Annotated in this window: 19 protein-coding genes; 13 read left to right on the top strand and 6 right to left on the bottom strand. The window is 42.5% G+C overall.

Annotated features, from left to right (window positions below; translation table 11 throughout):
• The first annotated feature begins 54 nt into the window (after positions 1-54).
• The 6 genes from NMM17_RS07355 (at position 55) to pepC (ending at position 8,556) form a co-directional block, all read left to right on the top strand.
• Positions 55-4,446 (top strand): PolC-type DNA polymerase III, encoded by a 4,392-nt coding sequence (locus tag NMM17_RS07355; RefSeq protein ID WP_254754157.1) that lies wholly within the window; start codon positions 55-57, stop codon positions 4,444-4,446.
• A gap of 18 nt (positions 4,447-4,464) precedes the next feature.
• A complete protein-coding gene (locus tag NMM17_RS07350) occupies positions 4,465-4,617 on the top strand; it encodes a hypothetical protein (RefSeq protein WP_000776626.1) in 153 nt (50 codons plus the stop codon).
• A 21-nt stretch (positions 4,618-4,638) separates the two neighbouring features.
• Positions 4,639-5,880 carry an aminopeptidase gene (locus tag NMM17_RS07345; RefSeq protein WP_000243912.1) on the top strand — a complete coding sequence of 414 codons (1,242 nt, stop codon included), beginning with the start codon at positions 4,639-4,641 and terminating at the stop codon, positions 5,878-5,880.
• A 9-nt stretch (positions 5,881-5,889) separates the two neighbouring features.
• Positions 5,890-6,120, top strand: a complete 231-nt coding sequence (locus tag NMM17_RS07340) for a GlsB/YeaQ/YmgE family stress response membrane protein (protein WP_000580445.1) — start codon at positions 5,890-5,892, stop codon at positions 6,118-6,120.
• A gap of 268 nt (positions 6,121-6,388) precedes the next feature.
• Complete coding sequence (locus NMM17_RS07335; protein WP_004241153.1) at positions 6,389-7,111, top strand: pseudouridine synthase; 723 nt, start codon at positions 6,389-6,391, stop codon at positions 7,109-7,111.
• 110 nt (positions 7,112-7,221) lie between these two features.
• Positions 7,222-8,556, top strand: coding sequence for an aminopeptidase C (gene pepC, locus NMM17_RS07330; RefSeq protein ID WP_084928056.1), 1,335 nt, complete (start codon positions 7,222-7,224; stop codon positions 8,554-8,556).
• A gap of 55 nt (positions 8,557-8,611) precedes the next feature.
• Here pepC and NMM17_RS07325 read toward each other — a convergent pair whose 3' ends face one another.
• From NMM17_RS07325 to NMM17_RS07305, 5 genes are all read right to left on the bottom strand, one after another.
• Positions 8,612-9,523, bottom strand: coding sequence for a PTS system mannose/fructose/sorbose family transporter subunit IID (locus NMM17_RS07325; protein WP_000136864.1), 912 nt, complete (start codon positions 9,521-9,523; stop codon positions 8,612-8,614).
• Between the two features lie 23 nt (positions 9,524-9,546).
• Complete coding sequence (locus NMM17_RS07320; RefSeq protein ID WP_000022716.1) at positions 9,547-10,350, bottom strand: PTS mannose/fructose/sorbose transporter subunit IIC; 804 nt, start codon at positions 10,348-10,350, stop codon at positions 9,547-9,549.
• A 25-nt stretch (positions 10,351-10,375) separates the two neighbouring features.
• Positions 10,376-11,365, bottom strand: a complete 990-nt coding sequence (locus NMM17_RS07315) for a PTS sugar transporter subunit IIB (RefSeq protein WP_000021970.1) — start codon at positions 11,363-11,365, stop codon at positions 10,376-10,378.
• 236 nt (positions 11,366-11,601) lie between these two features.
• Entirely contained in the window at positions 11,602-12,621 is a 1,020-nt protein-coding gene (gene adhP, locus NMM17_RS07310) for an alcohol dehydrogenase AdhP (protein WP_000649182.1), read from the bottom strand.
• 329 nt (positions 12,622-12,950) lie between these two features.
• Complete coding sequence (locus tag NMM17_RS07305) at positions 12,951-13,763, bottom strand: Cof-type HAD-IIB family hydrolase (RefSeq protein ID WP_254754156.1); 813 nt, start codon at positions 13,761-13,763, stop codon at positions 12,951-12,953.
• A 189-nt stretch (positions 13,764-13,952) separates the two neighbouring features.
• Between NMM17_RS07305 and NMM17_RS07300 the strand changes: the two genes are divergently transcribed.
• The 6 genes from NMM17_RS07300 to folK all read left to right on the top strand — a co-directional run bounded on the left by NMM17_RS07300 (position 13,953) and on the right by folK (position 19,916).
• A complete protein-coding gene (locus NMM17_RS07300) occupies positions 13,953-15,371 on the top strand; it encodes an NCS2 family permease (RefSeq protein ID WP_254754155.1) in 1,419 nt (472 codons plus the stop codon).
• Between the two features lie 52 nt (positions 15,372-15,423).
• On the top strand, positions 15,424-16,131 hold the full coding sequence (locus tag NMM17_RS07295) for a CPBP family intramembrane glutamic endopeptidase (RefSeq protein ID WP_254754154.1): 708 nt from the start codon (positions 15,424-15,426) through the stop codon (positions 16,129-16,131).
• Positions 16,132-16,224: 93 nt separating this feature from the next.
• Complete coding sequence (gene folP, locus NMM17_RS07290) at positions 16,225-17,202, top strand: dihydropteroate synthase (protein WP_254754153.1); 978 nt, start codon at positions 16,225-16,227, stop codon at positions 17,200-17,202.
• A gap of 1 nt (position 17,203) precedes the next feature.
• On the top strand, positions 17,204-18,526 hold the full coding sequence (locus NMM17_RS07285; RefSeq protein WP_254754152.1) for a folylpolyglutamate synthase/dihydrofolate synthase family protein: 1,323 nt from the start codon (positions 17,204-17,206) through the stop codon (positions 18,524-18,526).
• Positions 18,507-19,061, top strand: a complete 555-nt coding sequence (gene folE, locus NMM17_RS07280; protein ID WP_000380913.1) for a GTP cyclohydrolase I FolE — start codon at positions 18,507-18,509, stop codon at positions 19,059-19,061. Before NMM17_RS07285 ends, folE begins: the two co-directional genes overlap by 20 nt.
• 42 nt (positions 19,062-19,103) lie before the next feature.
• Entirely contained in the window at positions 19,104-19,916 is an 813-nt protein-coding gene (gene folK / locus NMM17_RS07275; RefSeq protein WP_254754151.1) for a 2-amino-4-hydroxy-6-hydroxymethyldihydropteridine diphosphokinase, read from the top strand.
• Between the two features lie 159 nt (positions 19,917-20,075).
• Here the strand turns inward: folK and NMM17_RS07270 are convergent, their stop codons facing one another.
• Entirely contained in the window at positions 20,076-20,393 is a 318-nt protein-coding gene (locus NMM17_RS07270) for a DUF960 domain-containing protein (RefSeq protein WP_033681210.1), read from the bottom strand.
• 238 nt (positions 20,394-20,631) lie between these two features.
• On the opposite strand from NMM17_RS07270, the gene ccpA reads away from it, so the two are divergent.
• Positions 20,632-21,642, top strand: a complete 1,011-nt coding sequence (gene ccpA / locus NMM17_RS07265; protein WP_254754150.1) for a catabolite control protein A — start codon at positions 20,632-20,634, stop codon at positions 21,640-21,642.
• Positions 21,643-21,677: the final 35 nt, after the last annotated feature.

Raw genomic sequence — 21,677 nt, 5'->3', positions numbered from 1 at the left:
AGAAAATACCTCTAAATATGGTAAAATAGTAGAAGAATAATGTGAGGAAAATGAATGTCAAATAGTTTTGAAATTTTGATGAATCAATTGGGGATGCCTGCTGAAATGAGACAGGCTCCTGCTTTAGCACAGGCCGATATTGAGCGAGTTGTGGTTCATAAAATTAGTAAGGTATGGGAGTTTCATTTCGTATTTTCTAATATTTTACCGATTGAAATTTTTTTAGAATTAAAGAAAGGTTTGAGGGAAGAATTTTCTAAGACAGGGAATAAAGCTATTTTCGAAATCAAGGTTCTGTCTCAAGAATTTTCAAACCAACTCTTGCAGTCCTACTATAGGGAGGCTTTCTCTGAGGGGCCATGTGCTAGTCAAGGTTTTAAGTCCCTTTATCAGAATTTGCGAGTTCGTGCGGAGGGCAATCAACTATTTATTGAAGGCTCTGAGGCGATTGATAAGGAACATTTTAAGAAGAATCATCTTCCTAATTTAGCTAAACAACTTGAAAAATTTGGCTTTCCAACTTTTACTTGTCAAGTAGAGAAAAATGATATGCTGACTCAAGAGCAGGAAGAAGCCTTTCATGCGGAAAATGAACAGATTGTTCAAGCTGCCAATGAGGAAGCGCTCCGTGCTATGGAACAACTGGAACAGATGGCACCTCCTCCAGTGGAAGAGAAGCCAGCCTTTGATTTTCAAGCGAAAAAAGCTGTAGCTAAACCAAAGCTGGATAAGGCAGAGATTACTCCTATGATCGAAGTGACGACGGAGGAAAATCGTTTGGTCTTTGAAGGGGTTGTTTTTGATGTGGAGCAAAAAGTGACCAGAACAGGGCGTGTTTTGATCAACTTTAAAATGACGGACTACACTTCAAGTTTTTCTATGCAAAAGTGGGTTAAGAACGAGGAAGAGGCTCAGAAGTTTGATCTAATTAAGAAAAATTCTTGGCTCCGAGTGCGTGGGAATGTGGAGATGAATAACTTCACACGCGATTTGACGATGAATGTGCAGGATGTGCAGGAAGTTGTTCACTATGAGCGGAAGGATTTGATGCCAGAAGGTGAGCGTCGGGTTGAGTTTCATGCTCATACTAATATGTCGACCATGGATGCTCTACCAGAGGTAGAAGAGATAGTTGCGACAGCTGCTAAGTGGGGACACAAGGCGGTTGCCATCACGGACCATGGGAATGTCCAGTCCTTCCCACACGGCTATAAGGCGGCTAAGAAAGCGGGAATCCAGCTGATTTATGGAATGGAAGCCAATATTGTGGAGGACCGTGTTCCTATCGTTTATAACGAAGTGAAGATGGAATTGTCAGAAGCGACCTATGTGGTCTTTGACGTGGAAACGACAGGTCTTTCAGCCATCTATAATGACTTGATTCAGGTTGCGGCCTCTAAGATGTACAAGGGGAATGTTATTGCTGAATTTGATGAATTTATCAATCCTGGACATCCCTTGTCAGCTTTTACTACTGAGTTGACTGGAATTACAGATGACCATGTCAAAAATGCCAAACCACTGGAACAAGTTTTGCAAGAATTCCAAGAATTCTGCAAGGATACGGTCTTAGTTGCCCACAATGCTACCTTTGACGTTGGATTTATGAATGCCAACTATGAGCGTCATGGTCTTCCAAGGATTAGTCAGCCAGTTATTGATACACTTGAGTTTGCTAGAAATCTCTATCCTGAGTATAAACGTCATGGTTTGGGGCCTTTGACCAAGCGTTTTGGTGTGGCTTTGGAACATCACCACATGGCCAATTATGATGCGGAAGCTACTGGTCGTCTGCTCTTTATTTTTATCAAAGAAGTAGCAGAAAAACATGGTGTGACCGACTTGGCTAGACTAAACATTGATTTGATTAGTCTAGATTCTTATAAAAAAGCTAGGATTAAACATGCGACCATTTATGTCAAGAATCAGGTAGGTTTAAAAAATATCTTTAAACTGGTTTCTTTGTCCAATACTAAGTACTTTGAAGGGGTGCCACGGATTCCGAGAACGGTTTTAGATGCCCATCGGGAAGGTTTGATTTTAGGTTCAGCTTGCTCTGAAGGTGAAGTTTTTGATGCAGTCGTTTCCCAAGGTGTGGATGCGGCGATTGAGGTGGCCAAGTATTATGACTTTATCGAGGTCATGCCACCAGCTATCTATGCTCCCTTGATTGCCAAGGAGCAGGTCAAGGATATGGAAGAACTCCAGACCATTATAAAGAGTTTGATAGAAGTGGGAGACCGTCTTGGTAAGCCTGTTCTGGCTACTGGAAATGTTCACTATATCGAACCGGAAGAAGAGATTTACCGTGAAATAATTGTTCGTAGTTTGGGACAGGGGGCGATGATTAACCGAACTATCGGTCATGGGGAACATGCTCAACCCGCTCCTCTTCCAAAAGCTCATTTTAGAACGACCAATGAAATGTTGGATGAATTTGCCTTCTTGGGAGAGGAATTAGCTCGCAAATTGGTTATTGAAAACACCAATGCCTTGGCAGATATCTTTGAACCTGTTGAGGTAGTTAAGGGTGACTTGTATACGCCTTTCATTGACAAGGCTGAAGAAACAGTTGCTGAGTTGACCTATAAGAAAGCTTTTGAGATTTATGGAAATCCGCTGCCAGATATTGTTGATTTGCGGATTGAAAAAGAATTGACTTCCATTCTGGGGAATGGATTTGCTGTGATTTATCTGGCATCGCAGATGCTGGTTCAACGTTCCAATGAACGGGGTTACTTGGTTGGCTCTCGTGGGTCTGTAGGATCTAGTTTCGTTGCGACCATGATTGGGATTACGGAGGTTAATCCTCTCTCTCCTCACTATGTCTGTGGTCAGTGTCAATACAGCGAGTTTATCACCGATGGTTCGTATGGTTCAGGATTTGATATGCCCAATAAGGATTGTCCAAACTGTGGTCACAAACTCAGTAAAAACGGACAGGATATTCCGTTTGAAACCTTCCTTGGTTTTGATGGAGACAAGGTTCCTGATATTGACTTGAACTTCTCGGGAGAAGATCAACCTAGCGCCCATTTGGATGTACGTGATATCTTTGGCGAGGAATACGCCTTCCGTGCAGGAACGGTTGGTACGGTGGCTGCCAAGACTGCCTATGGATTTGTCAAGGGTTACGAGCGAGACTATGGCAAGTTTTATCGTGATGCAGAGGTGGAACGCCTCGCTCAAGGTGCAGCTGGTGTCAAGCGGACAACGGGACAACACCCGGGGGGAATCGTTGTTATTCCTAACTACATGGATGTTTACGACTTTACGCCTGTCCAGTATCCAGCAGATGACGTGACGGCTGAATGGCAGACCACTCACTTTAACTTCCATGATATCGACGAGAACGTCCTCAAACTCGATGTACTGGGACATGATGATCCGACCATGATTCGGAAACTTCAGGATTTGTCTGGTATTGATCCCAATGAAATTCCTATGGATGATGAAGGCGTTATGGCACTCTTTTCAGGGACTGATGTGCTAGGGGTAACACCTGAGCAAATCGGGACGCCTACGGGGATGTTGGGGATTCCAGAGTTTGGAACCAATTTCGTACGTGGAATGGTAGACGAGACGCATCCGACGACTTTTGCGGAGTTGCTTCAGTTGTCAGGGTTGTCCCACGGTACCGACGTTTGGCTGGGCAATGCTCAAGATTTGATTAAGCAAGGAATAGCAGACCTATCGACTGTTATCGGTTGTCGGGACGACATCATGGTTTACCTCATGCATGCTGGCCTCGAACCGAAGCTGGCCTTTACCATCATGGAACGGGTGCGTAAGGGCTTGTGGCTCAAGATTTCCGAAGAGGAACGCAATGGCTACATCGAAGCCATGAAGGCTAATAAGGTGCCAGAGTGGTATATCGAATCCTGTGGGAAAATTAAGTATATGTTCCCCAAAGCCCATGCGGCAGCCTACGTTATGATGGCCTTGCGTGTAGCTTACTTCAAGGTTCATCATCCCATTTATTACTACTGTGCTTACTTCTCAATCCGCGCTAAGGCTTTTGATATCAAGACCATGGGTGCGGGCTTGGATACTATCAAGCGTAGAATGGAAGAAATCTCTGAAAAACGGAAGAACAATGAAGCTTCCAATGTGGAAATCGATCTCTATACAACTCTTGAGATTGTCAATGAGATGTGGGAACGTGGTTTCAAATTTGGCAAGCTAGATCTATACCGCAGTGATGCGACTGAATTTCTGATTGATGGCGACACTCTTATCCCGCCATTTGTAGCAATGGATGGTCTGGGAGAGAACGTTGCCAAGCAATTGGTGCGAGCGCGTGAAGAGGGAGAATTCCTCTCTAAAACAGAACTACGCAAGCGTGGTGGGCTCTCATCAACTTTGGTTGAAAAGATGGATGAAATGGGGATTCTGGGCAATATGCCAGAGGATAACCAGTTGAGTTTGTTTGATGAGTTGTTTTAAGGTCTTTGAGGAAAAAAGATGAAACTAAGAATATTTGCGGAAGATAAGCCGGCTGAGAAGGTGTTTGAATATCAATTAGAACTTGCTGATCAGACAATTCTTCTATCGACAGCACTCTTGTCAGGTGCTATTGCTTTAGCAGGATTATTCTCTGCTTTGAAAGAAAAATAAATATAGAAAAGAGAAAACAACATGGTTTTACCAAATTTTAAAGAAAATCTAGAAAAATACGCGAAATTGTTGGTTGCAAATGGAATCAACGTGCAACCTGGTCACACTTTGGCTCTCTCTATCGATGTGGAGCAACGTGAATTGGCGCATTTGATTGTCAAAGAAGCTTATGCTTTGGGTGCGCATGAGGTTATTGTTCAGTGGACAGATGATGTCATTAACCGTGAGAAATTCCTCCATGCGCCGATGGAGCGTCTGGACAATGTGCTAGAATACAAGATTGCTGAGATGAACTATCTTTTGGAGAACAAGGCTAGCCGTCTTGGAGTTCGTTCTTCTGACCCAGGTGCCTTGAACGGAGTGGACGCTGATAAGCTTTCAGCTTCTGCTAAGGCTATGGGACTTGCCATGAAGCCAATGAGAATCGCAACTCAATCCAACAAGGTTAGCTGGACTGTAGCAGCCGCTGCTGGACTAGAGTGGGCTAAGAAGGTCTTCCCAAATGCTGCGAGCGACGAAGAAGCAGTCGATCTCCTTTGGGACCAAATTTTCAAAACTTGCCGTGTCTATGAAGCAGATCCTGTTAAGGCTTGGGAAGAGCATGCAGCTATCCTCAAGAGCAAGGCCGATATGCTTAATAAAGAGCAATTTTCAGCCCTTCACTACACAGCGCCAGGGACCGATTTGACCCTTGGCTTGCCGAAGAATCACGTTTGGGAATCAGCTGGTGCTATCAATGCACAGGGCGAAGGATTCTTGCCAAATATGCCGACAGAGGAAGTCTTCACAGCGCCTGACTTCCGTCGTGCAGATGGTTATGTCACTTCTACAAAACCGCTTAGCTATAATGGAAATATCATCGAAGGAATTAAAGTAACCTTCAAGGATGGACAAATCGTGGATATTTCAGCTGAGAAGGGTGATCAGGTCATGAAAGACCTTGTCTTTGAAAATGCGGGTGCGCGTGCCTTGGGTGAATGTGCCTTGGTACCAGATCCAAGCCCAATTTCCCAGTCAGGCATTACCTTCTTTAACACCCTTTTCGATGAAAATGCGTCAAATCACTTGGCTATCGGTGCAGCCTATGCAACTAGCGTTGTTGGTGGAGCGGAGATGAGCGAAGAGGAGCTTGAAGCTGCGGGGCTTAACCGTTCAGATGTTCACGTGGACTTTATGATTGGGTCTAGTCAAATGGATATCGATGGTATCCGTGAGGATGGGACACGTGTACCACTCTTCCGTAACGGAGATTGGGCAAATTAAGGAGTCAAAATGATAGGAAGTATGTTCGTTGGTCTCCTAGTGGGATTTTTAGCAGGTACTCTGACCAATCGTGGAGAGCGAATGGGATGTTTTGGGAAAATGTTTCTCGGATGGATTGGTGCCTTTATAGGCCATTTGCTTTTTGGGACTTGGGGACCGATAATAGCAGGAACTGCCATTATTCCGGCAGTACTAGGTTCCATGATTGTCTTAGCGATTTTCTGGAGACGAGGAAGTTAATTTCTTAAATCTGATACTCAATGAAAATCAAAGAGCAAACTAGGAAACTAGCCGCAGGTTGCTCAAAGCACTGCTTTGAGGTTGTAGATAGAACTGACGAAGTCAGCTCAAAACACTGTTTTGAGGTTGCAGATAGAACTGACGAAGTCAGTAACATATATACGGCAAGGCGACGTTGACGCGGTTTGAAGAGATTTTTGAAGAGTATAAAACGAAAAGGAGGTTGGTCATTGTACCAGCCTCCTTTTGAGTATGATATAATAGTTCTATGAGATTAGATAAATTTTTAGTTGCCTGCGCTGTGGGGAGCCGGACTGAGGTCAAAAACATGCTCAAGGCTGGGCGCGTGACGGTAAATGGTAAAAAAGAAAAGTCAGCTAAATTGCAGATTGATGAAGAAAGAGATGAGATTTGCTTTGATGGGCAAGTGTTGGAGTATGAAGAGTTTGCCTACTACATGATGAACAAGCCCCAAGGGGTTATTTCAGCGACTGAGGATTCCAAGCACAGAACCGTTCTGGACTTGCTGGATGATATTGCTCGGAGCAAGGAAGTTTTCCCAGTAGGACGCTTGGATATTGATACACATGGTCTTCTACTCTTGACCAATGATGGTCAACTTGCTCATGCTCTTCTTTCGCCCAAGCGTCATGTGGACAAGACTTATCAGGCACAAGTCAAGGGAATCATGACCCAAGGAGATGTGGAGACATTTGCCAAGGGAATTCCTCTTAAAGACTTTACTTGTCAGCCTGCTAAACTGGAGCTTGTGACCATAGATTCAGAAAAGCATCAAAGCCAAATCCGTGTGACCATTGCAGAAGGGAAGTTTCATCAGGTCAAGCGTATGGTGGGCTACTGTGGCAAGGAAGTAGTAGACTTGCAACGTTTGACTATGGGAACGCTAGTATTGGATGAGAACTTGCAGAGAGGAGAATGGCGTCGCTTGACCAAGGAAGAATTAGAAGATCTCCGTGCAAGTATTGCTTAGTTTGGTTTATATTCGAAAAGGTGAGGAAGAATGTCCTTGCCTTTTATGTTTTTCAGTTGCTTCCTTTGTGAAAAGAGTTATAATAGACTGTAGAATAAAAGGAGGAATCTATGAACGCGATTCAAGAATCATTTACTGATAAACTATTTGCCAACTATGAAGCAAATGTTAAATACCAAGCGATTGAAAATGCTGCTAGCCACAACGGGATTTTTGCAGCTCTAGAACGCCGTCAAAGCCATGTAGACAATACACCTGTTTTCTCATTGGATTTGACCAAGGACAAGGTAACTAACCAGAAAGCATCTGGTCGTTGCTGGATGTTTGCAGCTCTTAACACCTTCCGTCACAAGCTCATTTCACAATATAAATTGGAAAATTTTGAGTTGTCACAGGCCCACACCTTCTTCTGGGACAAGTATGAGAAATCAAACTGGTTCTTGGAGCAAGTGATTGCGACTGCAGTTCAAGATCTAACTAGCCGTAAGGTTAAATTCCTACTTCAAACTCCCCAACAAGATGGCGGTCAATGGGATATGGTCGTTTCTCTCTTTGAGAAATACGGTGTCGTGCCTAAGTCAGTTTACCCTGAGTCTGTTTCATCTAGTAGCAGCCGTGAGCTAAATGCAATCCTTAACAAATTGCTTCGCCAAGATGCTCAAATCTTGCGTGACTTGCTTGCTTCTGGCGCAGACCAAGCGACTGTTCAAGCTAAGAAAGAAGATCTTTTGCAAGAAATCTTTAACTTTCTTGCTATGTCTTTAGGACTTCCACCACGTAAATTTGACTTTGCTTATCGCGATAAGGATAACAACTATCAAAGTGAAAAGGGCATCACACCACAAGAGTTTTACAAGAAATATGTCAATCTTCCACTAGAAGATTACGTTTCTGTTATCAACGCTCCAACTGCTGACAAGCCTTACGGCCAATCTTACACAGTTGAGATGTTGGGAAATGTGGTTGGTAGCCGTGCGGTTCGTTACATCAATGTTCCAATGGAGCGCTTGAAAGAATTGGCAATTGCTCAAATGCAAGCAGGTGAGACTGTTTGGTTTGGTTCAGATGTCGGCCAGCTCAGCAACCGTAAAGCTGGAATCCTTGCGACAGATGTTTATGACTTTGAATCAAGCATGGACATTAAACTCACTCAAGACAAGGCTGGACGTTTGGATTACAGCGAAAGTTTGATGACCCACGCCATGGTCTTGACAGGTGTTGATTTGGATGAAAATGGGAAGTCAACCAAGTGGAAGGTTGAAAACTCATGGGGAGACAAGGTTGGTACCGATGGTTACTTTGTTGCCTCAGACGCTTGGATGGACGAATACACTTACCAAATCGTTGTCCGTAAGGAATTGCTGACAGCAGAAGAACAAGCTGCCTATGAATCAGAACCAATTGTACTCGCACCATGGGATCCAATGGGTGCCTTGGCCGAATAAAAGTATAGAAAAAAGGAATCAGATTTTAGAACCTGATTCCTTTTAAGTTGCTTGATTACATGATGTGAAGAACATGTGCCACAATACCCACTGCGAAGAGTGCAAGGATAATAGTGATTGGAGATACTTTTTTCTTAAGCAAGTACATGCAAAGGAGAGTAAGGAGTAGTCCTGATAGTCCAGGGATCAACATATCCAAGTTTTGTTGGAAAGTAGTAACTTTTTCAGGTGTTTGAGACAATCCTTGTCCTACTTGTGCGAATGCTTCTTGAATACCTTTAGATCCTTCTGGCAATTTATCCCAATGGATATAAGCCTTTTCATCTAGTTGAACTTTGGCAACATCGAAAGCAAATTTAATATTTACCCAACGTTGAACAAGGACAGCAAGAATGAACATACCAAGGATAGAAGCGCCTTTAGTGATGTCTTGGAGGATACCGCCAGACATATCTTTAGTGATTTCTGATCCAGCCTTGTATCCAATCTCTTGTGTATACCACAAGAATGACATACGAATCAAGTTCCAAAGAACGAAGAAGAGGATTGGACCTAAGATATTACCAGTAAGGGCAAGTGAAGCACCGAGTGATCCAAGGATTGGGCGTACTGTAAACCAGAATACTGGGTCACCGATACCAGCAAGAGGTCCCATCATACCGATTTTAACCCCTTGGATAGCGGCATCATCAATTTCAACACCGTTAGCACGTTCTTCTTCAAGTGCAAGAGTAACCCCCATGATTGGAGCGGCTACGTATGGGTGAGTGTTGAAGAACTCAAGATGGCGTTCAAGAGCAGCGATTTGATCTTCTTTTTTAGTGTAGAGTTTTTTAAGAGCTGGAATTAATGAGTAAGCCCAACCCAAGTTTTGCATACGTTCATAGTTCCAAGAACCTTGTAAGAAAGTTGAACGCCACCAAACTTTTTTACGATCTGATTTAGTTAATTGAAGTTTTTCAGTCATGATGTTTTCAGTCCTTTCTTATCTTAGTAGTCTTCTAGGATATCGCCGATTGGGTCGTTAGAAGTTGCGGCTCCTCCGCCACCATTTCCACCAGTTTTAGAAAGGTGAAGGTAGATAAGAGCGATAGCAACACCGATAGCACCAAATCCGATTAGAGTAATATCTGACACGGCAGCAAGCACGAAACCGATAGCGAAGAATGGCCATACTTCACGAGTTGCCATCATGTTGATAACCATAGCGTAACCAACGGCAACGACCATACCACCACCGATAGCCATACCATCTTTGAGCCAATCAGGCATAGCATTTAGAATGCTTTGTACTGTTTCAGTTGGTACCATTAGAAGGAGTGCTGCAGGGACTGCAATACGAAGACCTTGAAGAAGAAGTGCGACAAAGTGAGCACGTTCAACTGCTTTGAAGTCACCTTTTTTAGCAGAAGCATCAGCAGTGTGAACCAATCCGACAGAGAGTGTACGGACAATCATAGTCAAGAATAGACCAGCAACTGCAAGAGGGATAGCAACCGCTTGGGCAACACCGATACCTGTCTTAGTAAAGTCGCCACCAAGAACCATGATAATGGCAGCAGCAACAGAAGCAAGAGCAGCGTCAGGAGCTACGGCAGCTCCGATGTTAGCCCAACCAAGGGCGATCATTTGAAGAGAACCACCAAGGATAATCCCTGCTTCAAGGTTACCAGTAACAAGACCGATAAGGGTACAAGCTACGATTGGTTGATGGAATTGGAACTGGTCGAGGATACCTTCAAGACCTGCTAGGAAGGCTACAACGACTACTAAAACCATAGAAATAATAGACATCTTTAAAATCCTTTCATAAAATCGATTATTGCACGTTTGCTTTGTTGATCAAGTCAAACAAATCTTTTTTGGTGTCGTTTGGTACTTTACGTACATCAAATTCAACACCAAGGTCACGCATTTTTTCAAATGTAGCAACGTCTTCTTTATCCATAGACAAAACGTTGTTAACCATTGTTTTACCAGTTGAGTGAGCCATTGATCCAACATTAAGAGTTTTGATTGGTACGCCACCTTCGATAGCACGAAGGGCATCTTGAGGTGTTTCAAACAAGATAAGGGCATGTGTTTCTCCGAAGCGAGGATCTTTTGCAACGTCGATTAGTTTTTGGATAGGAACAACGTTTGCTTTCACTTTACCTGGAGCTGCCTGTTTAATCAATTCTTTACGTAATTCGTCTTTAGCTACGTTATCTGAAGCAACGATGATACGGTCTGCTTTTGAATCTGGAGTCCAAGCAGTTGCAACCTGACCGTGAAGTAAACGAGTGTCTAGACGGGCAAGGTTGATTTTGAGTTTACCGTCTCCGATGACAGTTCCTTCTGGAATAGCAGCTTGGGCAACTGGAGCAGCTGCAGCGCTTGCTACTTCCTCAACTGGGTTTAGCTCTTCTGGAAGAGCTTTGATGCCATCTTTGGCTTCTTTAATAATATTCGCAGCGACTTTTTCTACACCTGCAGCAGCGTCCATCAGGCGCTCTGTGTAGGCTTGAATTAACATCGGTAAGTTAAGTCCTGTGATGATGGCAAACTTACGCTCAGGATTTTCTCCCATCACGCGACTAGCTTGGTTGAATGGAGATCCACTCCAAAGGTCAGCCAAAACTAGAACCTCATCTTCTGCGTCAAATGCAGCAACAGCGTTATTAAACTTAGCGTATAAATCATCAGGACCTTCATTTGGCATAAAGGTTACAACTTGAACCTTTTCTTGTTCACCAAAGATCATAGATCCTGACTGATGAATACCAGCAGCAAATTCGCCGTGGCTCGCAATAATGATTCCGATACTCATTATTGTCATTCCTCCTTTTTGTTGTTTCAGTTTTCTTTTAAGAAAACTTTAAGACTTTTTAAGTATAAACCGTTTTCATCTAAAAATCAACTATTTATCATAAAATAATTAAAAAGATTACATCTGAAAATATTGATATATTGAGTTTTAGAGAAGTTTTTTTGAATCCTTATTAAAAAATTTAATATAAAAAAGTTGGAAGCGCATTCCAACTTTTAAAATAGGTTTTTATTAGATTAGTGGGTGAAGTCGAGTACCATACGTCCTTGGATTTGACCTTTTTCCATTTCGTCGAAAATAGCTACGGCATCTTCGACTGGGCGTTTTTGAACAACTGGAACTACCAAACCTTCTGCACCGAATTGGAAGGCTTCTTCCAAGTCTTTACGAGTTCCAACAAGAGAACCGATGACTTGGATTCCATCTAGAACGGTTTTTACGATACTTAGTTCCATCATTTCAGAAGGAAGACCAACAGCGACTACGCGACCACCGGCACGAACTGAGTCAACAGCCTGATTGAAGGCAACTTTAGATACAGCAGTTACGACAGCTGAATGAGCTCCACCATCAGTTTTTTCCTTGATGAGTCCAGGTACATCATCAACTTCTAGGCCGTTAATAACGATATCAGCACCGACCTCTTTTGCAAGGGCAAGTTTGTCGTTATTGATATCAACTGCGATGACATGAGCATTGAATACTTTTTTAGCGTATTGAACAGCTAGGTTACCAAGTCCACCAGCACCGTAAAGAACAACCCATTGGCCTGGTTCAACTTTTGCTTCTTTAATAGCTTTATAGGTTGTTACACCAGCACATGTGATAGAAGAGGCTTGGGCTGGATCAAGTCCGTCAGGAACTTTAACAGCATAGTCTGCAGTTACGATACATTGTTCAGCCATACCACCATCTACTGAGTAGCCAGCATTTTTCACTGTACGGCAAAGAGTTTCACGGCCAGTTGTACAGTATTCGCAAGTACCACATCCTTCAAAGAACCAAGCAACGCTGACGCGGTCACCGACTTTAAGGCTTTTAACATCTGGGGCAATTTCTTTAACGATACCAACACCTTCGTGTCCTAGGACGCGTCCTGGTACTTGACCAAAGTCACCATGGGCAACGTGGAGGTCAGTGTGGCAAACACCACAGTATTCAATCTCTACAAGTGCTTCTCCAGTTTCAAGTGGACGGAGTACTTTTTCTTCAACAGCAACACCAGTGCTTTCTGGATTTACAACAACAGCTTTCATAGCTATCCTCCTTGATATTAACTGAGAGCAGGAGAAACAGGACTGGATTGATTTTGTGTCAACAGAGTCGAGTATGACGAGCTCTCTTGTATTTATATGTGAAGTATATCACAAAAGAAAGCCTTTCCCAAGGTTTTGGAGGCAAAAAATAGAATAATCGATTAACTGGTTGATGAGACTGTGAAAAGAGCACAAAGACCAGCTCGCAAGCTGGTCATACTCTTCGAAAATCTCTTCAAACCACGTCAGCTTCGCCTTGCCGTACTCAAGTACTGCCTACGGCTAGCTTCCTAGTTTGCTCTTTGATTTTCATTGAGTATCAGTATAGGTTATAAGAATAAGTCTTGTAGGGTTTTGGCAACCCCGTCTTGGTCATTGCTCAGGGAAATTTGCTCATCCGCATAAGGGAGTAGCTCTGGATTGGCATTTTTCATGGCATAGCCCTTCCCTGCAAAAGCGAGCATTTCGGTATCGTTGTGTTCATCTCCAAAGGCAATCAAATCTTTTTTGTCACGATTCATTACCTTGAGCAAGTAGTCCAAAGCAAATGCCTTATTGACACCTTTTGGGGTACACTCAAGGATATTGAGCGGACCTCCCCAGGTATTGATAGAAAGTTGATGCTGGTAGAAGGCGTTCATTTCTTTTGCCAAGGAATATTTGTCACTGGCTCTGGTCTGCAACAGAATACAGTTAGGGTCCTTGGTTACCAATTCAGGATTGAATTGATCTTCAGGCTGGAAAGCTTCTACACCAAATAGTTTAGGATTGGCAATTTCTTCATTAGGATTTGTAATGTAGAATTTTTTACGATATTCTCCAGCGATAAAATCGGCTTGAATATCTTCTGAACGTTGAACCATATCGAGCAGATATTTTTTGTCTACGGTCAAACACTTTTCAAAGTCCCAAGCTTGGTCTGGTAAATGAGTAAGGGAGCCGTTGAAATTAATCATAGGAGTGTCTAAGCCTAATTCACGGTAGAAATCTTTTGACATGCGGTAAGGGCGACCTGTTGTAATAATAACCTGATGCCCTTTTTCAGTAACTTTTTTAATAGTTTCTTTGGTAAAGTCAGAAATCTGACTGTCTGAGTTGAGCAGGGTTCCATCTAGGTCAACTGCAATAATTTTTTTCGTCATATAAACCTTTCTAGTGTCTTTCCAGATAAGATGTCTACTATTATAACAAAAAGCAGACAGAAAAGCAGATTCCAAACAAAAAATGAAATTCCATCAATTTCTTAAATAAATTAAACAAAGATGTTGAAAAAGTGAATGATAAATGATATAATTCTATTATTGTTCGTAAAAATTAAAAGGAGATTAATAATGGACAAATTATTTAAACTAAAAGAGAACGGTACAGACGTTCGTACAGAGGTTCTCGCTGGTTTAACAACTTTCTTTGCAATGAGTTATATTCTCTTTGTAAACCCACAAATTCTTTCGCAAACAGGGATGCCTGCTCAGGGTGTATTCCTCGCAACGATTATCGGTGCAGTTGCTGGTACCCTGATGATGGCCTTCTACGCCAACTTACCTTATGCTCAAGCACCAGGTATGGGTCTTAACGCCTTCTTTACCTTCACAGTCGTATTTGGACTTGGTTATTCTTGGCAAGAAGCCTTGGCTATGGTCTTCATCTGTGGAATTATCTCATTGATTATTACCTTGACAAATGTTCGTAAAATGATCATTGAATCGATTCCAAATGCTCTTCGTTCAGCTATTTCAGCTGGTATCGGTGTCTTTCTTGCCTACGTGGGAATTAAGAATGCTGGACTTTTGAAATTTACGATTGATCCAGGCAACTATACTGTTGTAGGAGAAGGGGCTGACAAGGCTCAAGCAACGATTGCGGCAAACTCTTCAGCAGTTCCAGGCTTGGTCAGCTTTAATAATCCAGCTGTTTTGGTGGCTCTTGCAGGACTTGCCATTACTATCTTCTTTGTTATCAAAGGGATTAAAGGGGGAATTATTCTCTCTATCTTGACAACAACTGTTCTTGCTATCGCAGTTGGTTTGGTAGATTTGTCTAGTATCGATTTTGCTAACAACCATGTTGGTGCAGCCTTTGAAGACTTGAAGAGAGTCTTTGGTGCGGCTCTTGGTTCAGAAGGTTTGGGAGCTTTGATTTCAGATACAGCTCGCTTGCCTGAAACTCTTATGGCTATTCTTGCCTTTTCGTTGACAGATATTTTTGACACAATTGGTACTTTGATCGGTACTGGTGAAAAAGTTGGTATCGTAGCGACAAATGGTGAAAATCATCAATCAGCTAAGTTGGACAAGGCTCTTTACTCTGATTTGATTGGTACTTCAATTGGTGCTATCGCCGGTACTTCAAACGTAACGACTTATGTTGAGTCTGCTGCTGGTATTGGTGCAGGTGGACGTACAGGTTTGACAGCCTTGGTTGTGGCAATCTGTTTTGCAATTTCAAGCTTCTTTAGCCCACTTCTAGCTATCGTACCAACAGCTGCTACAGCTCCAATCTTGATTATCGTCGGAATTATGATGTTGGCTAGCTTGAAAAATATCCATTGGGATGATATGGCTGAAGCGGTTCCTGCCTTCTTCACATCTATCTTTATGGGATTCAGCTACTCTATCACTCAAGGGATTGCAGTTGGTTTCTTGACTTACACTTTGACTAAGCTTGTCAAAGGTCAAGCTAAAGATGTTCATGTAATGATTTGGATTTTGGATGCCTTGTTTATCCTTAACTACATCAGCATGGCCTTATAATAGGATGACCCAGGGGGACTTTCCCCCTTTTTTAATACAAAGGAGATAGGTGATGAAAGAGAAAAGTATCTGGAAAGAATTATTGAATCGTGCAGGTTGGCTGTTAATCTTTCTGCTAGCGACAATTTTATATCAGATTCCTATAGGGGTTACTGCTATTTTAACTTTAAATGCAGTACCATTGTTACAGTCAGGACTGATAGTTGCTGGTATTTCAATTGTAGTTTTAGTACTATTTATTTTTGGAGCTCGTAAAACGCAATTAGCAAGTTTTAATTTTTCATTTTTTAGAGCTAAGGATTTGGCACGATTAGGCTTGAGTTATTTAGTCATTATCTGTTCAAATATACTTGGTTCTATCTTGTTACAACTGTCAAATGAGACGACAACAAGTAACCAGTCTCAGATTAACGATATGGTTCAGAATAGTTCGTTGATTTCCAGTTTCTTCTTGCTGGCCTTGCTTGCTCCAATTTGTGAGGAAATCTTGTGCCGTGGGATTGTTCCTAAAAAGATTTTCCGAGGCAAGGAGAATTTGGGATTTGTAGTCGGTACGATTGTGTTTGCTTTATTGCATCAACCAAGTAATTTACCTTCTTTATTGATTTATGGAGGTATGTCGATCGTTCTATCTTGGACGGCTTACAAGACCCAACGTTTGGAAATGTCTATCTTACTTCACATGATTGTGAATGGGGTTGCTTTCTGTTTGTTGGCTCTCGTGGTGATTTTGAGTCGGACATTAGGGATCTCTGTTTAAGATTTTTGACAATTGCTTACTTGTTTCTACTGGGAAAAAGATGAATGCAATCGTGTCCATCTTTTTCTTTTTATGGTAAAATAGAGAAATAATATGGTGAAAAGCCTTGAGGGAGTGACCGATATGTCAAGTAAAGCCAATCATGCAAAGACAGCTATTTGCGGAATTATCAATGTAACCCCAGACTCCTTTTCGGACGGTGGTCAATTTTTTGCTCTTGAGCAAGCACTCCAGCAGGCTCGTAAATTGATAGCAGAAGGAGCCAGCATGCTAGATATCGGCGGAGAATCGACTCGGCCGGGAAGCAGCAGCTATGTTGAGATAGAAGAGGAAATCCAGCGTGTTGTTCCAGTGATTAAAGCGATTCGCAAGGAAAGTGATGTCCTCATCTCTATTGATACTTGGAAAAGTCAGGTGGCAGAGGCTGCTTTGGCTGCTGGTGCCAATCTAGTCAATGATATCACTGGTCTCATGGGTGATGAAAAAATGGCCCATGTGGTTGCTAAGGCTGGAGCGAAAGTAATCATTATGTTTAATCCAGTCATGGCTCGACCTCAGCATCCTAGCTCGCTCATCTTTCCTCATTTTGGTTTTGGACAAGCTTTTACAGAGGAAGAGTTAGCTGACTTTGAAAAATTGCCAATCGAAGAGTTGATGGAGACTTTTTTTGAACGAGCACTAGCGAGAGCAGAGGAAGCTGGGATTGCTCAAGAAAACATCCTGCTGGATTCAGGAATTGGCTTTGGTCTGACCAAGAAAGAAAATCTGCTTCTTTTACGGGATCTGGATAAACTACATCAGAAAGGCTATCCAATCTTTCTCGGAGTGTCGCGCAAGCGGTTTGTCATCAATATTCTTGAAGAAAATGGTTTTGAAGTCAATCCTGAGACAGAACTTGGTTTCCGCAATCGAGATACGGCTTCGGCTCATGTAACCAGTATCGCTGCGAGACAGGGTGTGGAAGTGGTGCGCGTGCATGATGTAGTTAGTCACAGGATGGCAGTTGAAATTGCCTCCGCCATTCGTCTGGCTGATGAAGCGGAAGATTTAGATTTAAAACAATATAAATAAGATGAAAGAAATTCAAAACAATCAGTGGATTGCTAACTACCGGACGGACCAACCGCATTTTGGCTTGGAACGAATGGAGGAACTATTAGCTTTGCGTGGCAATCCCCATCTCAAACTCAAGGTCATCCATATCGGAGGGACCAATGGCAAGGGTTCGACCATTGCTTTTTTGAAAAAGATGCTAGAAAAGCTAGGGCTGAGAGTTGGCGTGTTTAGCTCGCCCTATCTCATTCATTATACAGACCAGATTAGCATCAATGGGGAATCTATCCCAGAGGCTAGACTAGAAGCCCTCATGGCAGACTATCAGTCTTTGTTGGAAGGGGAATCGGCTACCAATTTGCAGGGGACAACTGAGTTTGAAATAATTACAGCTATAGCCTATGATTACTTTGCCTCAGAGCAAGTAGATGTGGCTATCATGGAAGTCGGCATGGGTGGGCTTTTAGATAGTACCAATGTCTGCCAGCCTATTTTAACAGGAATTACGACCATTGGATTGGACCATGTAGCCCTACTTGGTGACACCTTGGAAGCCATAGCAGAGCAGAAAGCTGGTATTATCAAACAAGGTATTCCCTTGGTGACAGGTCGTATTGCTCCAGAAGCTTTGGCTGTGATTGACCGCATTGCGGAAGGGAAAGATGCGCCGAGATTTGCCTACGGGACAGATTATCAGGTCCGCCATCAAAAGAGTATGGTTACAGGCGAAGTCTTTGACTATACAAGTGTTGTCAGACAAGGTCGCTTCCAAACTGGCCTGTTGGGTTTGCACCAGATAGAGAATGCTGGGATGGCCATAGCTTTACTTGATACTTTTTGTCAAGAAGATGGTCGAGAGCTAGCAAGCAATCACTTGCTTGCTCAAGCTTTGGAAGAAACAAGTTGGCCAGGGCGTTTGGAAATCGTGTCAAGAGATCCCTTGATGATTTTGGATGGAGCCCACAATCCCCATGCTATTAAGGCTTTATTAGCAACCTTGCAAGAACGTTTTGCAGATTATCGTAAGGAAATCCTCTTTACTTGTATCAAAACCAAGGCCTTGGAGGATATGTTGGACTTGCTGGGGGCCATGCCAGATACCGAGCTTACTCTGACACATTTTGACGATAGTCGGGCGACTGATGAAAACGTGCTGAAAGAGGCAGCTAAGTCTAGAAATCTCAGCTACCAAGGTTGGCAGGATTTTCTAGAGCAGAAATTGACAGATAAAAAAGAAGAGAAACAAACAGTTAGGATTGTCACAGGTTCCTTGTATTTCTTGAGCCAAGTGAGAGCCTATCTGATGGAGGGGAAAAACGAGAATGGATACACAAAAGATTGAAGCAGCTGTAAAAATGATTATCGAGGCTGTAGGAGAGGACGCTAATCGCGAGGGCTTGCAGGAAACACCTGCTCGTGTGGCTCGTATGTACCAAGAGATTTTTTCAGGTCTTGGTCAAACAGCGGAGGAACATTTGTCAAAATCCTTTGAGATTATTGATGATAATATGGTGGTAGAAAAGGATATCTTTTTCCATACCATGTGTGAACACCACTTCTTACCATTTTATGGGAAAGCGCACATTGCCTACATCCCAGATGGACGTGTGGCAGGTTTGTCTAAGCTGGCCCGTACGGTTGAAGTGTATTCGAAAAAGCCACAAATTCAAGAACGTTTGAATATCGAGGTGGCCGATGCTTTGATGGAGTATCTAGGTGCTAAAGGAGCCTTTGTTGTTATTGAGGCGGAACATATGTGTATGAGCATGCGTGGTGTCAGAAAACCTGGCACTGCAACCTTGACGACAGTAGCTCGTGGTCTATTTGAAACAGATAAGGACCTCCGAGACCAGGCTTATCGTTTAATGGGACTATAAAAAGAATCCGCTTTGGGCGGATTTTTCTAGAAAGGAATCATTATGGATCAACTGCAGATTAAAGATTTGGAAATTTTTGCCTATCATGGTCTTTTTCCTAGTGAAAAAGAATTGGGGCAGAAGTTTGTCGTTTCAGCCATCTTATCCTATGATATGACCAAGGCGGCTACAGACTTGGATTTAACAGCCTCTGTCCATTATGGAGAATTGTGTCAGCAGTGGACGACTTGGTTTCAGGAGAGCACTGAGGATTTGATTGAAACGGTAGCCTACAAACTGGTAGAACGTACCTTTGAGACTTATCCTCTTGTCCAAGAAATGAAGCTGGAACTCAAAAAGCCCTGGGCACCAGTGCATTTGCCACTAGATACTTGCTCAGTGACCATCTATCGCCGCAAGCAACGGGCTTTTATCGCCCTAGGAAGCAACATGGGGGATAAGCAAGCCAACTTGAAGCAAGCCATTGAGAAAATGCGATCTCGTGGCATCCATATTCTCAAAGAGTCTAGTGTCTTGACGACGGAGCCTTGGGGTGGCGTGGAGCAGGATAGTTTTGCCAATCAAGTGGTTGAGGTTGAAACCTGGTTACCTGCCCCAGTTCTATTAGAGACTTTGTTAGCCATTGAGTCAGAGATGGGACGGGTGAGAGAAGTGCATTGGGGACCTCGTTTGATTGATTTGGACTTGCTCTTTGTGGAGGACCAGGTCATTTATACAGACGACCTTATCTTGCCTCATCCTTACATAGCAGAACGTCTTTTTGTCCTTGAATCATTACAAGAACTTGCGCCTCATTTTATCCATCCTACCTTAAAGCAGCCTATCCGCAACTTGTATAATGCTTTGAAAAAATAGAAAAACTCTAGTTTTCAGTCACTTGTAACTGAAGGCTAGAGTTTTTATACTCTTCGAAAATCTCTTCAAACCACGTCAGCTTCCATCTGCAACCTCAAAACAGTGTTTTGAGCAGCTTGTGGCTAGCTTCCTAGTTTGCTCTTTGATTTTCCTTGAGTATTAAAATAGGTCATTTTCTTCTGGGAGGAGGATAGTTTCTCTACCGTCCATGTCTAAAACCAGTACTCTGGGCGGATAAAGAGGGTCGAAAGGGTGGTTAAAGTCAAAATCAATAGCTGTAGGGAGATGTTGACTTGAAAAGTGGAAGGTGATTTTTCCATGGTTATTGAGCAATTGAAACTCGAGTTCTTCTTCCAATTCAAAGACATTTTTTAAGAAGTGGTCAATAATATACCAAAAAGAGTCAATGACATCATCAGGCAAGCTGGTAACAATTCCAAAACTAGCAGACCGCATGTGGGTATTGGTAAAAGCCATATTTCTGCCCCCTTTCTTTTCCATTATCATACAGCAAATAGGATTAAAAATCAAGAAAAGGTGTTTTTTTCTTTATAAACATAGTTTTCTATGAAATTTTTTTCAAATAATCTTCAAAAAATACTTGAAAGTGTTTACAAATAGTGATAAAATGGAATAAGTAGAATCATGAAAACGAAATTTTCATACCGTCTCTTTTTTTGGAGTCTCGTGAGGTATGATATAGAAAGGAAATAGAATGAATACAGACGATACAGTAACGATTTATGATGTCGCCCGTGAAGCAGGAGTTTCAATGGCGACGGTTAGCCGTGTAGTCAATGGCAATAAGAATGTAAAAGAGAACACCCGTAAAAAAGTGCTTGAGGTGATTGATCGTTTGGATTACCGTCCAAATGCCGTGGCGCGTGGTCTTGCAAGTAAAAAGACAACCACTGTCGGTGTCGTGATCCCAAATATTACCAATGGCTATTTCTCAACGCTTGCTAAAGGGATTGATGATATCGCTGAAATGTACAAGTACAATATCGTCCTTGCTAATAGTGATGAGGACGATGACAAGGAAGTTTCAGTTGTCAATACACTATTTTCTAAGCAAGTGGATGGTATCATCTTTATGGGGTACCACTTGACTGAAAAAATTCGTTCAGAGTTTTCTCGCTCTCGGACACCAGTTGTTCTTGCAGGAACTGTGGATGTAGAACATCAGCTTCCAAGTGTCAATATTGACTACAAACAAGCAACGATTGATGCAGTAACCTACCTTGCTAAAGAAAATGAGCGCATTGCTTTCGTTAGCGGTCCACTAGTGGATGACATCAATGGTAAGGTTCGTTTGGTTGGCTACAAGGAAGCCTTGAAAAAAGCAGGTATTTCTTATAGCGAAGGATTGGTATTTGAATCTAAATACACTTATGAGGATGGCTATGCCTTGGCAGAACGCTTGATTTCATCAAATGCAACTGCAGCAGTTGTGACAGGTGATGAATTGGCAGCAGGTGTCTTGAATGGTTTGGCTGATCGCGGTGTGTCAGTACCAGAAGAGTTTGAAATCATTACTAGTGATGATTCACAAATCTCACGCTTTACCCGTCCAAACTTGACAACTATCGCCCAACCTCTCTATGACCTTGGTGCTATTAGCATGCGTATGTTGACTAAGATTATGCACAAGGAAGAGTTGGAAGAACGTGAAGTTCTCTTACCTCATGGTTTGACAGAACGCCGCTCAACACGAAAACGTAAATAGAAAAAATCAGGGAATCGTGAAGATTTCCTGATTTG

The organism is Streptococcus sp. CF7_Ac1-12 (genome assembly GCF_024295905.1).
Classification (GTDB): domain Bacteria; phylum Bacillota; class Bacilli; order Lactobacillales; family Streptococcaceae; genus Streptococcus; species Streptococcus mitis_AP.
This window is presented reverse-complemented; position numbering and strand designations above follow the sequence as displayed.

Coding starts and splice junctions, on each gene's coding strand:
- NMM17_RS07355 (WP_254754157.1), top strand. CDS start 55: ATGTCAAATAGTTTTGAAATTTTGATGAATCAATTGGGGATGCCTGCT.
- NMM17_RS07350 (WP_000776626.1), top strand. CDS start 4,465: ATGAAACTAAGAATATTTGCGGAAGATAAGCCGGCTGAGAAGGTGTTT.
- NMM17_RS07345 (WP_000243912.1), top strand. CDS start 4,639: ATGGTTTTACCAAATTTTAAAGAAAATCTAGAAAAATACGCGAAATTG.
- NMM17_RS07340 (WP_000580445.1), top strand. CDS start 5,890: ATGATAGGAAGTATGTTCGTTGGTCTCCTAGTGGGATTTTTAGCAGGT.
- NMM17_RS07335 (WP_004241153.1), top strand. CDS start 6,389: ATGAGATTAGATAAATTTTTAGTTGCCTGCGCTGTGGGGAGCCGGACT.
- pepC (WP_084928056.1), top strand. CDS start 7,222: ATGAACGCGATTCAAGAATCATTTACTGATAAACTATTTGCCAACTAT.
- NMM17_RS07325 (WP_000136864.1), bottom strand. CDS start 9,523: ATGACTGAAAAACTTCAATTAACTAAATCAGATCGTAAAAAAGTTTGG.
- NMM17_RS07320 (WP_000022716.1), bottom strand. CDS start 10,350: ATGTCTATTATTTCTATGGTTTTAGTAGTCGTTGTAGCCTTCCTAGCA.
- NMM17_RS07315 (WP_000021970.1), bottom strand. CDS start 11,365: ATGAGTATCGGAATCATTATTGCGAGCCACGGCGAATTTGCTGCTGGT.
- adhP (WP_000649182.1), bottom strand. CDS start 12,621: ATGAAAGCTGTTGTTGTAAATCCAGAAAGCACTGGTGTTGCTGTTGAA.
- NMM17_RS07305 (WP_254754156.1), bottom strand. CDS start 13,763: ATGACGAAAAAAATTATTGCAGTTGACCTAGATGGAACCCTGCTCAAC.
- NMM17_RS07300 (WP_254754155.1), top strand. CDS start 13,953: ATGGACAAATTATTTAAACTAAAAGAGAACGGTACAGACGTTCGTACA.
- NMM17_RS07295 (WP_254754154.1), top strand. CDS start 15,424: ATGAAAGAGAAAAGTATCTGGAAAGAATTATTGAATCGTGCAGGTTGG.
- folP (WP_254754153.1), top strand. CDS start 16,225: ATGGTGAAAAGCCTTGAGGGAGTGACCGATATGTCAAGTAAAGCCAAT.
- NMM17_RS07285 (WP_254754152.1), top strand. CDS start 17,204: ATGAAAGAAATTCAAAACAATCAGTGGATTGCTAACTACCGGACGGAC.
- folE (WP_000380913.1), top strand. CDS start 18,507: ATGGATACACAAAAGATTGAAGCAGCTGTAAAAATGATTATCGAGGCT.
- folK (WP_254754151.1), top strand. CDS start 19,104: ATGGATCAACTGCAGATTAAAGATTTGGAAATTTTTGCCTATCATGGT.
- NMM17_RS07270 (WP_033681210.1), bottom strand. CDS start 20,393: ATGGCTTTTACCAATACCCACATGCGGTCTGCTAGTTTTGGAATTGTT.
- ccpA (WP_254754150.1), top strand. CDS start 20,632: ATGAATACAGACGATACAGTAACGATTTATGATGTCGCCCGTGAAGCA.